13 protein-coding genes are annotated in these 12,697 nt (G+C 60.2%); 4 read left to right on the top strand and 9 right to left on the bottom strand.

The window, feature by feature from the left end; genetic code table 11:
- Positions 1–6 precede the first annotated feature (6 nt).
- From rodA to ACZ9IM_RS21965, 6 genes are all read right to left on the bottom strand, one after another.
- Complete coding sequence (gene rodA / locus ACZ9IM_RS21990; protein ID WP_161990844.1) at positions 7–1,110, bottom strand: rod shape-determining protein RodA; 1,104 nt, start codon at positions 1,108–1,110, stop codon at positions 7–9.
- A 31-nt stretch (positions 1,111–1,141) separates the two neighbouring features.
- On the bottom strand, positions 1,142–3,037 hold the full coding sequence (gene mrdA, locus ACZ9IM_RS21985) for a penicillin-binding protein 2 (RefSeq protein ID WP_008070114.1): 1,896 nt from the start codon (positions 3,035–3,037) through the stop codon (positions 1,142–1,144).
- A gap of 10 nt (positions 3,038–3,047) precedes the next feature.
- Positions 3,048–3,515, bottom strand: a complete 468-nt coding sequence (gene rlmH / locus ACZ9IM_RS21980; protein ID WP_003185785.1) for a 23S rRNA (pseudouridine(1915)-N(3))-methyltransferase RlmH — start codon at positions 3,513–3,515, stop codon at positions 3,048–3,050.
- Between the two features lie 9 nt (positions 3,516–3,524).
- Positions 3,525–4,019 (bottom strand): ribosome silencing factor, encoded by a 495-nt coding sequence (gene rsfS, locus ACZ9IM_RS21975; RefSeq protein WP_038981377.1) that lies wholly within the window; start codon positions 4,017–4,019, stop codon positions 3,525–3,527.
- 72 nt (positions 4,020–4,091) lie between these two features.
- Positions 4,092–4,781, bottom strand: coding sequence for a nicotinate-nucleotide adenylyltransferase (gene nadD, locus ACZ9IM_RS21970; RefSeq protein ID WP_465806811.1), 690 nt, complete (start codon positions 4,779–4,781; stop codon positions 4,092–4,094).
- Between the two features lies 1 nt (position 4,782).
- The gene (locus tag ACZ9IM_RS21965) at positions 4,783–6,054 is read right to left on the bottom strand and encodes a glutamate-5-semialdehyde dehydrogenase (RefSeq protein WP_476224935.1); all 1,272 of its coding nucleotides are present in this window, start codon (positions 6,052–6,054) and stop codon (positions 4,783–4,785) included.
- 189 nt (positions 6,055–6,243) lie between these two features.
- Between ACZ9IM_RS21965 and ACZ9IM_RS21960 the strand changes: the two genes are divergently transcribed.
- Positions 6,244–6,942 carry a DNA-3-methyladenine glycosylase gene (locus ACZ9IM_RS21960; RefSeq protein ID WP_427625889.1) on the top strand — a complete coding sequence of 233 codons (699 nt, stop codon included), beginning with the start codon at positions 6,244–6,246 and terminating at the stop codon, positions 6,940–6,942.
- A gap of 177 nt (positions 6,943–7,119) precedes the next feature.
- A complete protein-coding gene (locus ACZ9IM_RS21955; protein ID WP_476224934.1) occupies positions 7,120–8,436 on the top strand; it encodes a bifunctional DedA family/phosphatase PAP2 family protein in 1,317 nt (438 codons plus the stop codon).
- 102 nt (positions 8,437–8,538) lie between these two features.
- Here the strand turns inward: ACZ9IM_RS21955 and ACZ9IM_RS21950 are convergent, their stop codons facing one another.
- The 3 genes from ACZ9IM_RS21950 to ACZ9IM_RS21940 are packed head-to-tail and all read right to left on the bottom strand — an operon-like array spanning position 8,539 to position 10,215.
- Entirely contained in the window at positions 8,539–9,129 is a 591-nt protein-coding gene (locus ACZ9IM_RS21950) for an LON peptidase substrate-binding domain-containing protein (RefSeq protein ID WP_063342415.1), read from the bottom strand.
- Between the two features lie 10 nt (positions 9,130–9,139).
- Positions 9,140–9,856: an LrgB family protein gene (locus ACZ9IM_RS21945; protein WP_008070140.1), complete on the bottom strand. Its 717-nt coding sequence runs from the start codon at positions 9,854–9,856 to the stop codon at positions 9,140–9,142.
- Entirely contained in the window at positions 9,853–10,215 is a 363-nt protein-coding gene (locus ACZ9IM_RS21940; protein WP_427625887.1) for a CidA/LrgA family protein, read from the bottom strand. The genes ACZ9IM_RS21945 and ACZ9IM_RS21940 overlap by 4 nt, the downstream gene beginning before the upstream one ends.
- A gap of 194 nt (positions 10,216–10,409) precedes the next feature.
- Between ACZ9IM_RS21940 and ACZ9IM_RS21935 the strand changes: the two genes are divergently transcribed.
- Both ACZ9IM_RS21935 and ACZ9IM_RS21930 read left to right on the top strand, forming a co-directional pair.
- Positions 10,410–10,865, top strand: a complete 456-nt coding sequence (locus ACZ9IM_RS21935) for a MaoC family dehydratase (RefSeq protein WP_008009033.1) — start codon at positions 10,410–10,412, stop codon at positions 10,863–10,865.
- A 114-nt stretch (positions 10,866–10,979) separates the two neighbouring features.
- Positions 10,980–12,695, top strand: coding sequence for a C13 family peptidase (locus ACZ9IM_RS21930; RefSeq protein WP_476224933.1), 1,716 nt, complete (start codon positions 10,980–10,982; stop codon positions 12,693–12,695).
- The last annotated feature ends 2 nt before the right edge of the window (positions 12,696–12,697 follow it).

The raw sequence follows: 12,697 nt of genomic DNA, 5'->3' as shown, positions 1-12,697 counted from the left end.
CCTTATTCAAACCTGTGCGATCCACTTGCGATGGGTATGGATCGACATCAAAACCCCAAACGCTGACAGTAGCGTCACCAGCGAAGTTCCTCCGTAGCTAATGAACGGCAACGGCACCCCCACAACCGGCAACAGGCCACTGACCATACCGATGTTGACGAAAACGTAAACAAAAAACGTCATGGTCAGGCTGCCCGCGAGCAATTTGCCGAACAATGTCTGCGCCTGGGCGGTAATCACCAGCCCGCGACCGATCAACAACAGGTAAATCAGCAACAATGCGCAGATGCCCACCAGGCCGAACTCTTCGCCCATCACCGCAATAATGAAGTCGGTGTGGCTTTCCGGCAGGAAGTCCAGGTGCGACTGGGTGCCAAGCAACCAGCCTTTGCCGAACACGCCACCGGAACCGATGGCTGCTTTCGACTGAATGATGTTCCAGCCCGTGCCCAACGGATCGCTCTCTGGGTCGAGGAAGGTCAGGATTCGCTGCTTCTGGTAGTCGTGCATGATGAAGTACCACATGCCGACCGCCACCGGCACCGCCGCGGCAATTACGCTGAGAATCCAGCGCCAGCGCAGGCCGCCCATGAACAGAACGAACGCGCCACCGGCGAGAATAAGCAGCGAAGTGCCGAGGTCGGGCTGACGCACGATCAGGATGAATGGCAACCCGATCAGAAACAGACTGACGCCCACATGCTTGAGCTGCGGTGGCAAGGTGCGCTTGGACAGGTACCAGGCGATGGTCGCCGGCATCAGGATCTTCATGAATTCCGAGGGCTGGAAGCGGATCACCCCGGGAATGTTGATCCAGCGCGTGGCACCCATGGCGTTGTGGCCCATGACATCCACCACCACCAGCAACAGCACGCCGATCACATAACCGACCGGCACCCAACGGGCCATGAAACGCGGCTCGAACTGGGCGATGACGATCATCGACACCAGGCCGATGCCGAAGGAGGTGGCTTGCTTGGCCAGCAGATCCCAGCTTTTGCCGCTGGCCGAATACAGCACGAACAGGCTGCCGGCCGCGAGGGTCAACAGCAGGATCAGCAACGGGCCGTCGATGTGCATGCGTTGCAACAGCGTCGCACGGCGACGCATCACATCCTCGCTGGAGAGGATGCGATCGAAATTACTCTTCACGGGCCGTAGCCTCCGCACTGATAGGGCTGGCGTATTCGGCTTTCAGTCGGCCGTCCTGGTCCAGGAGCCAGGCGTCCATGACTTGACGCACCACTGGCGCGGCGACGCCGGAACCGGACTCGCCGTTCTCGACCATCACCGACACCACGATTTGCGGGTTGTCGGCCGGCGCGAAGCCGACAAACAAGGCGTGGTCGCGGTGACGCTCCTGAACCTTGGAGCGGTCGTACTTTTCGCCCTGCTTGATCGCGACCACCTGGGCCGTACCACTTTTGCCGGCAATCCGGTATTGAGCACCGATGGATGCCTTGCGCGCCGTACCGCGGGCACCGTGCATCACCTGCTGCATGCCGTGGTTGACCTTGGTCCAGTCCGACGGGTCGCGCAAAATGATGTCCGGCATCGGATTTTCGTCCACCGGCTTCGCACCTTCGAGGGTCTTGGCCAAATGCGGACGATTCCACACACCCTTGTTGGCCACCAGCGCCGTGGCCTGCGCCAACTGCAACGGAGTGGACTGCATGTAGCCCTGACCGATCCCGAGAATCAGCGTTTCGCCCGGGTACCAGGCCTGACGACGGGTTGCGCGCTTCCATTCCCGGGTCGGCATCAACCCCGGCGACTCTTCGAACATGTCGAGAGAGACCTTCTGACCAATACCGAATTTGCTCATGTAAGCCGACAACCGATCAATCCCCAGCTTGTGCGCCAGGTCATAGAAGTAGGTGTCGTTGGACCGCATGATCGCCGTGTCCAGATCCACGTAACCGTCGCCGGTACGGTTCCAGTTACGGTATTTGTGATCGTAATTGGGCAGTTGGTAGTAACCGGGGTCGTAGACCCGGGTCGATGCGGTGACCACGCCCGCATCCAGGCCGGCAATTGCCACCGCCGGTTTAATCGTCGAGCCCGGCGGGTACAGACCGCGCAACACGCGGTTGAACAATGGCCGGTCGATGGAATCGCGCAACTCGGAATAGGCTTTGAAACTGATGCCGGTGACGAACAGGTTCGGGTCAAAACTCGGCTGACTGACCATCGCCAGGACTTCGCCGGTTTTCGGGTCCAGCGCCACTACCGCGCCACGACGACCGCCGAGCGCGGCTTCGGCGGCTTCCTGCAATTTGATGTCCAGGCTCAGGACGATGTCCTTGCCGGAAATCGGCTCGGTACGTTTGAGCACCCGCAACACGCGGCCACGGGCGTTGGTCTCGACTTCTTCGTAACCGACCTGACCGTGCAGCTCGGGCTCGTAAAACCGCTCGATGCCGGTTTTACCAATTTGATGGGTGCCGCTGTAACTCACCGGATCGAGCGTCTTGAGCTCTTTCTCGTTGATCCGCCCCATGTAACCCACCGAGTGCGCAAAGTGCGCGCCCTGCGGGTAATGCCGCACCAGCTGCGCGACCACTTCCACACCAGGCAGGCGGAACTGGTTCACCGCGATGCGGGCGATCTGCTCTTCGCTCAGTTCGAACAGGATTGGCACCGGCTCAAACGGTCGGCGCCCCTGACGCATGCGCTTCTCGAAAATCACCCGGTCCTCGGGCGTCAGCTCCAGCACTTCAACGATCACGTCGAGCACTTGCTGCCAGTCACCGGAGCGTTCGCGGGTCATGCTCAGGCTGAAGCTGGGCCGGTTATCGGCCACCACCACGCCATTGCGGTCGAAGATCAACCCGCGAGTCGGCGGAATCGGCTGTACGTGGACGCGGTTGTTTTCCGACAGTGTCGAGTGGTACTCGTACTGGATCACCTGAAGGAAATACAGCCGCGCGATCAGCACGCCAATCAGCGCCACCACTGCAATGGCCCCGAACACGACGCGGCCACGCACCAGACGGGCGTCTTTTTCGTGGTCCTTGATACGGATCGGCTGGGGCATGAGGGCAGAACTACTTGTGGTAAGGGTGGCCGGACAACACTGTCCAGGCACGATACAGCTGTTCGCCGATCAGAATCCGCACCAGCGGGTGCGGCAACGTCAACGGTGACAACGACCAGCGTTGATCCGCCCGGGCACAGACTTCCGGCGCCAGCCCTTCGGGGCCGCCGACCATGAAATTCACCGTGCGCGAGTCCAGCCGCCAGCGATCGAGCTCAACCGCCAGTTGCTCGGTGCTCCAGGGCTTGCCGTGGACTTCGAGGGTGACAATGCGCTCATTCGGCCCGACCTTGGCCAGCATGGCTTCGCCTTCCTGACGGATAAAGCGCGCCACGTCGGCGTTCTTGCCGCGAGTGTTGAGCGGAATTTCCACCAGTTCCAGCGCCAGCTCGGACGGAAGACGCTTGGCATATTCATGCCAGCCTTCTTCCACCCATTTGGGCATGCGTGAACCGACGGCGATCAGTCGCAGTCGCACAGCGGTCCCTTATTGCTGGTCTTTGTTGAGCTTGATGAAATGCTCATGGGTGTTTTCCGGGCTGTGGTGCGCGGCGCTGCCGGCACGGCTCTGCTCGGCACCCTGCCACAAACGCTCCAGGTCATAGAACTGGCGAGCGCTGGCAGTCATCATGTGCACGATGACGTCGTCCATATCCAGCAGCACCCAGTCGCTGTCGCCCTTGCCTTCTTCACCCAACGGCTTGACGCCCTGAGCCTTGACCGCCTCGCGGACCTTATCCAGCATCGCGCCGATCTGGCGGTTGGAAGTACCGGTAGCGATGATCATGAAATCAGTGATGCTCTGCTTTTCACGAACGTCGATCACCAGAACATCCTGGGCCTTGACGTCTTCCAGGGCCGCTACGGCAACCTTGACCAGCTCTTCGCCGCGCAGTTCCGGGCCGGTATTGGCCACTACTGGCAGCGGAGCGCTCTTGAACGTGCCCTTGCGCTTTACTTTGTTTACGTCTTTGTCAGTCATATAAAACTCGTTTTGCTCGTGTGTTCGGGCGCTTCGATACACGCATTCACGTGCCTTGAAGCGCGCCCTTTTTCAGTTCGACGCACGGTAAAGCCCGTGCGCATCGATGTAGGCCAGGACCGCGTCGGGCACCAGGAAACGTACCGACTTACCGCTGGCCAGCAGTTGACGGATCTGGGTGGCGGATACCGCGAGCGGCGTCTGCCAGACGAATGCAATCTGTCCGCTCGGCCCTTTGAGGGCCAGCGGGTCGCTCACCGAGCGCGCTGCCAGCAGGTTGCGCAAGGCATCCGGCGGTTCGCTGTCGGCATCCGGGCGTTGCAGCACCAGGATGTGGCAATGCTGGAGCAACTCTTCCCAGCGGTGCCAAGTGGGCAGGCCGCAAAATGCGTCCCAGCCCAAAAGTAGAAAAACCTGGTCTGGGGCGGCCAGTTCGGCGCGCATCAGTTCCAGGGTGTCGATGGTGTAGGACGGTTTGTCCCGCTGCAATTCGCGGGCGTCCACTACCAACGGTGGCACACCGGCCACCGCGCACTTGACCATCGCCAGACGGTCCTTCGCCGACACCTGCGGCGTACCGCGATGAGGCGGCCTGGCACTGGGTGTCAGACGCAATTCATCGAGCGCCAGCGATTCGGCGACTTCCAATGCACCGCGCAAATGGCCGATGTGCACCGGGTCGAAGGTCCCGCCCAACACGCCAATGCGTCGAGGCTGGGACTCGCTGGCGGTCACTTGGGCTGACGGGTCGAAGTCGCCCAAGTCAGAGCGACTCCTGGCCGCGCAACTGACCGTCACCGACCACGATGTACTTCTCGCAGGTCAGCCCTTCGAGGCCCACCGGGCCGCGGGCGTGCAGCTTATCAGTAGAAATGCCAATCTCGGCACCCAATCCGTATTCGAAGCCATCGGCAAAGCACGTCGGCGTATTGATCATTACCGAAGACGAATCGACTTCAGCCACGAAACGCCGGGTGTCGGCCAGGTTTTCGCTGACGATCGAATCGGTGTGATGGGAGCCGTACTTGTTAATGTGCTCGATGGCCTGATCCAGACCGTCGACCACGCGAATCGAAAGGATCGGCGCCAGGTATTCGGTGTGCCAGTCTTCTTCAGTGGCCGCAACAGCCTCGATGATCGCCCGGGTGCGCTCGCAACCGCGCAGTTCGACGCCTTTTTCGCGGAACTGGGCAGCCATCGACGGCAGGAACTCATTGGCGACTGCCTGATCCACCAGCAGGGTTTCCATGGCGCCACAGATACCGTAACGGTAAGTCTTGGCATTGAACGCAATGCGCTGGGCTTTCGGCAGATCGGCGTGGGCACTGACGTAGACGTGACAGATGCCGTCCAGGTGCTTGATGACGGGCACGCGGGCATCGCGACTGACTCGTTCGATGAGGCCACGACCACCGCGGGGCACGATGACATCGACGTATTCCGGCATGGTGATCAATGCGCCGACGGCCGCACGGTCGGTGGTTTCGACCACTTGCACCACGGCGGCCGGCAGACCGGCCTCGGCCAGGCCGCGCTGGATGCAGGCGGCAATGGCACGGTTGGAATGAATCGCCTCGGAGCCGCCACGCAGGATGGTCGCGTTGCCAGACTTCAGGCACAGGCTGGCGGCATCGATGGTCACGTTCGGCCGTGATTCGTAGATGATCCCGATCACGCCCAATGGCACGCGCATCTTGCCGACCTGGATGCCCGACGGGCGATAACTCATGTCGCGGATCGCACCCACCGGGTCCGGCAGTGCCGCGACCTGACGCAAACCGACGATCATGCCGTCGATGCGCTCCGGGGTCAGTGCCAGGCGTTCCAGCAAAGCAGGTTCCAGATCATTGGCGCGGCCGGTGGTCAAATCCAGTTCATTGGCCGCGGTCAGCTCGGCGCGTGCAGCGTCCAGCGCATTGGCAGCCGCCTGCAAGGCGCGGTTTTTCTGCGCGGTGCTGGCACGGCCGATCACGCGGGAAGCTTCGCGGGCGGCGCGACCCAAACGGGTCATGTAGTCAAGAACGGACTCAGTCATGGTCTGCAATGGTCTTTGCTAAGGTCTTGGTAAAGAGTAAAGCGGCAGATTATAGCTGTCGCGTCCCGGGACTAACAGCGGTGACAGGCGGATGGTCGAAATGGAGCGCAATTTGCCGACGTTCAGCCGTGATTAAGCCGCATATTGTTATCATCACGGCTCCATCAGCCCTGATAAACGCTGTTCATCATGACCAACCTGCCTGTTTCTGCGTCCGCTACGCGCCAGCCCACGGGGTTGCCGGATGCATTTTTCGACCGCGATGCCCAAACGCTGGCCCGGGATTTACTGGGCAAAATCATCCGCCATAAGGTCGGCGACCTGTGGCTCAGTGCCCGGATCATCGAGACCGAAGCCTATTACTGCGAAGAAAAAGGCAGCCACGCCTCCCTTGGCTACACAGAAAAGCGTAAGGCTTTGTTTCTGGATGGCGGCCACATCTATATGTATTACGCGCGCGGTGGCGATTCGTTGAACTTCAGCGCTCAGGGTCCGGGTAATGCGGTATTGATCAAATCAGCCTATCCGTGGGTCGATGAACTGAGCGGGCCAGCGAGTCTGGCGCAGATGCTATTGAACAATCCCGATGCTCAGGGCCGCCCTCGCCCCTCACAAAAGCTGTGTGCCGGGCAGACGCTGCTTTGCAAGGCGCTGGGGCTGAAGGTGCCGGTCTGGGACGCCAAGCGCTTCGACCATGAAGTACTGCTGGTGGAAGATGTCGGGCCGGCGCCCGGCCACATTATCCAGACCACACGCCTGGGCATTCCCCACGGGCGCGACGAACACTTGATGTACCGTTTTGTTGATGCGGCTTACGCACTTTATTGCACGCGCAACCCGCTGCGCCGGGGGCAAGTCGAAGGGCGCGATTATTTTTTGTTGTCCTGAATTATTGAAAATCCATTGTGGGAGCGAGCCTGCTCGCGATAGCAGACTGATCGTCGAAGTAGATGTCGTCTGACAATCCGCTATCGCGAGCAGGCTCGCTCCCACATGAGACCTGTAGCGTTTTGAAGATTGCGTTTGTCCCTTGAGGCCAATTGATTATTCGATGGAGTTGTTTTTATGGGCCCATGGCTCGATAGCGTGACCGGTTGGCTGACGGTCAATCCGCAGTGGTTGGCCGCGGCAGTGTTCATTGTGGCTTGCATTGAATGCCTGGCGATTGCCGGGCTGATCGTGCCCGGCACAGTATTGCTGTTTGCCGTGGCGGTGCTGGCCGGCAGTGGCGCGTTGTCATTGGGTGAAACGCTGCTATTGGGTTTCCTCGGCGGCGTGCTGGGCGACATCGTTTCATACTTTTTAGGGCGACATTTCCACCAGAACATCCGTCGCCTGCCGGGGTTGCGCCATCATCCGGAATGGATGGCCGGGGCCGAGGCGTATTTCCAGCGTTATGGCATCGCCAGCCTGTTGGTCGGCCGCTTTATCGGCCCCTTGCGGCCGATGCTACCGATGGTTGCCGGGATGTGCGACATGCCCTTCCCGCGCTTCGCCGTCGTCAGCCTGTTGGCTGCCGCAGGCTGGAGCATCGCCTATCTCCTGCCGGGCTGGGCCACCGGGGCAGCGATCCGCTTGCCATTGCCGGAAGGTTTCTGGCCTGAAGCCGCAATTGTCGCCGGCAGCATTGCGGTGATGGTCGGTCTGAGCGCAAACAGCAGCCTGCGCCGCCATCGCCGGGCGACCATCTGGATCAGCAGCATGAGCCTGTTGATCCTGATCGGTCTGTTCATCGGCTACCCGCACCTGACCGCCCTCGACCAAGGATTGATGACCCTGATACAGGAACACCGCAGCCCGGTGCTCGATGAAGTGGCCGTGGTGTTCACGCTGATCGGCGAATTCCGCAACATGTTCATGTTCAGCGCGCTGCTGACAGTCTTGCTGTTGCTGACACGACAATGGCGGCACGCGCTTTTCGCAGGCGGCACTTTGCTTTTCACCGCACTGGGCAATACCGCGACCAAGCACTTTTTCGCCCGCGTGCGCCCGGAAGTGCTGAGCGACCCGCTGACCAGCTACAGCATGCCCAGCGGCCATGCCTCGGGCTCTTTCGCGCTGTTCTTGACGCTCGCGGTGTTGGCCGGGCGCGGACAACCGCCGCGCATGCGCCTGACCTGGTTGTTGGTGGGCTGCTTGCCAGCGCTTATGATTGCCTTGTCACGGGTGTACCTGGGCGCGCACTGGCCGACCGATGTACTGGCCGGCGCGATGTTGGCGGCGTGCGTGTGCGCGGCCAGCCTTTGGCTGACTCAACGCCAGACTTCGCTCGACGCCATGCCGCCGAAAATCTGGTGGCTGGTATTACCGTCGTTGGTGGCGTTGTTCGGTTTCTTTGTGTTGAGGCACATGCCGCATGCGATGTTGAGATACGCGTACTGAAAAGATCAAAAGATCAAAAGATCGCAGCCTTCGGCAGCTCCTACAGGGTGTACACCAATTTAATGTAGGAGCTGCCGAAGGCTACGATCTTTTTAGCGGACATCAGGCAAACAACTCACCCTGCAACTCATCCAGCAACGCCTGAATCGCATCCAGGCGCTGCTGCGGATCATCAAGTTGCAGCAGGTCTATCTTGTCCACCTCGGCAAACGGCAACAGGTACGCCAACTGATTGGCCAGCGACTGTTGCCCCGTCGCTTCGGTGCCCATGTTCAGCGCTTCGACCATCGGATGTTCCGCCAAGGCCTTGAGCAGCGCGACCAGGTCAGCGTCTTCATCCTGTAGCGGTTGTTCGGGTTCATCTTTGAGCCATTCGACTTCGGCGACGATCAACTGGTCGCGCTGCACCTCGGTACGCACCACATGAAAGCGCCGCCCGCCTTTCACCCGAATGCCCAGCAGGCCATTGTCTTGCTGATGAAAATCGGTGATCAGCGCCTCGCACCCGACCCGTGCGTAGCCTTCAGGGGCGATGCCGACTTCTTCGCCGTCGAGGATGCACACCACGCCGAAGCCGCCGCCCTGTTTCATGCAGCGACCGATCATGTCCAGGTAGCGCGCCTCGAAGATCTGCAAGTCGAGGATGCAGTCCGGAAACAACACCGTGTTCAGCGGAAAAAGCGGCAGACTCATAGACATTTCCTTACACCACCATCGACACCGCCAACGGCAGGAATACCGCCGTGGCTACGCCCATCAGACTCATCGCCAGCGCCGCAAAGGCACCGCATTCTTCACTCTCCTGCAAGGCCACCGAGGTGCCGACCGCATGAGCGGTCATGCCCAGGGCCATGCCTCGAGCCTCTGGGCTGTGGACACCGAGACGAGTCAAAAGACCCGGCCCGAAGATCGCCCCGATTACCCCGGTAATCAACACGAACACCGCCGCCAGCGCCGCGACGCCACCAATCTGCTCTGCCACCAGCATGGCAATCGGCGAGGTGACCGATTTGGGTGCCATGGTCATCAGGATCATGTGTTCGGCGCCGAAGCCCCAACCCAGCAACACACCCATGCCCGTGGCGACCACGCCGCCTATCACCAGCGTAGTAAATATCGGCCAGAACAACTGCCGGATCCGCCGCAGATTGAGGTACAGCGGTACCGCCAGCGCAACAGTGGCCGGCCCGAGCAAGATGCTGAGGATCTCGGTGCTCTTGCGATATTCGGCGTAGCTCAGGCCGCAACCCACCAGGACAACAATGACCAGCAACATGGAAACCAGTACCGGTTGCAGAAAAATCCAGCGGGTTTTCTCGTATGCCGCCAGCACCAATTGATACGCGCCCAACGTAATGCCGATACCGAACAATGGATGATGAATCACCGACGCCCAGGCGCCCTGCCAATCGAAAATCATTGGTCGTCCTCGCGATGAGCGTGACGCCTGACCAGGCGCTGCATCAATACGCCGGCGAAGGCCATCGATAGCAGCAGCGACAACACCAGCGCACCGGTGATCGCCCAGAAATCCGCGGCGATATCGGCGGCGTAAACCATCACGCCCACCGCTGGCGGCACCAGCAGCAACGGCAGATAACGCAGCAGGCTGCTGGCCGCGAGGTTCAGCGGCTCGCCGACTTGACCGCGAATAATCAGATATCCCAGTAGCAACAGCAGGCCAATGATCGGCCCCGGTAGTACCGGCAAAAACAAATGGTTGAGGGCGGTGCCGAGCAATTGAAAAAGCACCAGCCAGGTCAGGCCACGTAACAACATCCATTCTCTCCCACGCGTGCTCCCCACAAAGAAGGGGCCCGGCATTATAAGCACGCCAACGCTATGAATCGGCATTCGCCAAAAGCATGGATAGTTGACCGGAGCAATTTGCCATGTTGATCTAAAGTGGTTCGCAGGGAGGTCAAATCCCCCCACTCGAAAACTATAAAACCGATGACCCAAGGAGAGTCTCAATGCCCTATGTTCCAGTTGCAGAGCTCAAAGATTATGTCGGCAAGGAACTCGGACGTTCCGAATGGCTCACCATCGACCAGGAACGCATCAACCTGTTCGCAGAAGCCACAGGTGATTATCAGTTCATCCATGTCGACCCGGTCAAAGCCGCGCAAACACCTTTTGGCAGCACCATCGCCCATGGTTTCCTGTCGTTGTCGCTGATCCCCAAACTGATGGAAGACATCCTCATCCTGCCCGAAGGCGCAAAGATGGTAGTCAACTATGGTCTGGACAGCGTGCGTTTCATCCAGCCTGTGAAGGTCAATTCCAGGGTTCGACTCAAGGTTGACATGAACGAGGTCATCGAGAAGAAACCCGGCCAATGGTTGCTCAAGGCAACCGCCACGCTTGAAATTGAAGGGTCGGACAAACCGGCATATATCGCCGAGCCACTGTCCCTCTGCTTCGTGTAAAGCATCCCGGATGCGAAGCAGCTCACGCTGTTTCGCGCCGTGTCTGTGCCGTGTCTCTATAAATGCGACACATAGCTGCGGCATACTCGGTCGCCTAATTGCCCGGATCCCGCTATGCGCTCACTTGCACTCCTTGCTTTGACTCTGTTGCTCACCGCTTGCGGCGATGGCGAATCGCTGTTGCCCCCTGATGCCCGCCTGCCGGACGGCGGACGCTATCGCGGTGATCTGGTCAATGGTTTGCTGCAAGGTGAAGGCCGCATCGATTACCCGAACGGCAGCTGGTACGCCGGCCAGTTCGACAAAGGCCAATGGCATGGCCAGGGTGAATGGCATGGCAGCAACGGCGAGGTCTATCGCGGGCAATTCCAGCAAGGACTATTCGACGGCCAAGGCACGCTGACCACCACTGGCAGCAGCTACACCGGCGGTTTCAAGGCGGGTCGACGCGACGGTGAAGGCACCCTCAAAGAAAACGCCATGACCTACCGCGGCGAATTCAAGGCCGATCAATATTCAGGGCTCGGTCGTCTGGAACTCGCAGACGGCAGCCAGTACCAGGGTCAATTCGCCCACGGCAAACCCAACGGCGAAGGCCAGCGCAGCGATGCCAGCGGCAATCAGTTCACCGGGCATTTCGCCGACGGTCAGCTGGAAGGCAATGGCACCTTCAACAGCGCCGATGGCGATATCTATGTCGGCGGTTTCAAGAACAATCAACTGCACGGCAAGGGCCGCTACGAGAACGCCGATGGCGATGTCTGGCTCGGTCAGTTCAAGGAAGGCGTGCTCAGCGGCAAGGGCGAGTTGATCGGCGCCGATGGCAGTCACTACATCGGTCAGTTCAGCGATTGGCGTTTCACCGGTCAAGGTCGCTTGAACCTGGCTGATGGCAGTTTCTATGTCGGCCAGTTCGACAGCGACAACTATCAGGGCCAAGGTACTTTGGTGCTGACCGATGGCACGGTGCAGAGCGGCACCTGGGTCAATAGTCAGCGCGTACGCGACGCCGACGGCAAGCTGCTGCCCGACCCTCTCGAACTCGGCTTGTTGGCCCAGGGACGCTTGCTCGACGATGCGCTGGCCAACGTCCCCGCCTCGACCCCGGCGGTCGAACTGTACACCTTGACCCTCGGCGGCGATGGCAAGCAGAGCGTGTTCCTGCGTGAGTCAGACTACGTCGCCAACATGCTCGCCAGCCGTTTCGGCGCCTTCGGCCAGATCCGCCTGGTCAACCATCGCGATCACCTCGGCGACCGGCCGATGGCCACCCGGGAAAACCTGCGCCGCGCCGCCCAGACCCTGGCCGAGCGCAGCGGCCCGGAAGACTTGCTGTTCATTTATCTGACCAGCCATGGCTCCAGTGAACACGAACTGGTACTCGACCAGCCACGCATGGAACTGGCCGACTTGCCGGCCGACGAACTCGCCGCCGTCCTCGCGCCCCTGAAAAAGCGCGACAAGATCATCGTGATTTCATCGTGCTATTCCGGCGGCTTCATTCCCGCCCTCAAGGACGAACGCACCCTGATCATGACCGCCTCGCGCGCCGATCGAGTGTCCTTCGGGTGTTCGGAAGAAGCCAACTTCACGTACTTCGGCGACGCGCTGTTCGCCCAGGCGCTGAACCAGACCGACGATCTGGAGCAAGCCTTCAAACTGGCCAGCGCCACCGTGGCCGAGCGTGAACTGGCCGACAGCTTCGAAGCTTCCGAGCCACAGATCTGGGCGCCGAAAACCGTTCTCAGCCACTGGCAGCTGTTGCGCAAACAACAGGCACGAAAGGCACTGCAAAGTGTCTCTATCAGCAAGGATGAAAAGAGCAACTAAGC

It is taken from the genome of Pseudomonas sp. TE12508 (assembly GCF_056279485.1).
This window is presented reverse-complemented; position numbering and strand designations above follow the sequence as displayed.

What these genes read in the sequence shown, in the direction of transcription:
- ACZ9IM_RS21960 (WP_427625889.1), top strand. Translation starts at nt 6,244, where the DNA reads ATGACCAACCTGCCTGTTTCTGCGTCCGCTACGCGCCAGCCCACGGGG.
- mrdA (WP_008070114.1), bottom strand. Translation starts at nt 3,037, where the DNA reads ATGCCCCAGCCGATCCGTATCAAGGACCACGAAAAAGACGCCCGTCTG.
- ACZ9IM_RS21930 (WP_476224933.1), top strand. Translation starts at nt 10,980, where the DNA reads ATGCGCTCACTTGCACTCCTTGCTTTGACTCTGTTGCTCACCGCTTGC.
- ACZ9IM_RS21940 (WP_427625887.1), bottom strand. Translation starts at nt 10,215, where the DNA reads ATGTTGTTACGTGGCCTGACCTGGCTGGTGCTTTTTCAATTGCTCGGC.
- rodA (WP_161990844.1), bottom strand. Translation starts at nt 1,110, where the DNA reads ATGCGTCGCCGTGCGACGCTGTTGCAACGCATGCACATCGACGGCCCG.
- ACZ9IM_RS21945 (WP_008070140.1), bottom strand. Translation starts at nt 9,856, where the DNA reads ATGATTTTCGATTGGCAGGGCGCCTGGGCGTCGGTGATTCATCATCCA.
- ACZ9IM_RS21955 (WP_476224934.1), top strand. Translation starts at nt 7,120, where the DNA reads ATGGGCCCATGGCTCGATAGCGTGACCGGTTGGCTGACGGTCAATCCG.
- rsfS (WP_038981377.1), bottom strand. Translation starts at nt 4,019, where the DNA reads ATGACTGACAAAGACGTAAACAAAGTAAAGCGCAAGGGCACGTTCAAG.
- ACZ9IM_RS21965 (WP_476224935.1), bottom strand. Translation starts at nt 6,054, where the DNA reads ATGACTGAGTCCGTTCTTGACTACATGACCCGTTTGGGTCGCGCCGCC.
- ACZ9IM_RS21935 (WP_008009033.1), top strand. Translation starts at nt 10,410, where the DNA reads ATGCCCTATGTTCCAGTTGCAGAGCTCAAAGATTATGTCGGCAAGGAA.
- ACZ9IM_RS21950 (WP_063342415.1), bottom strand. Translation starts at nt 9,129, where the DNA reads ATGAGTCTGCCGCTTTTTCCGCTGAACACGGTGTTGTTTCCGGACTGC.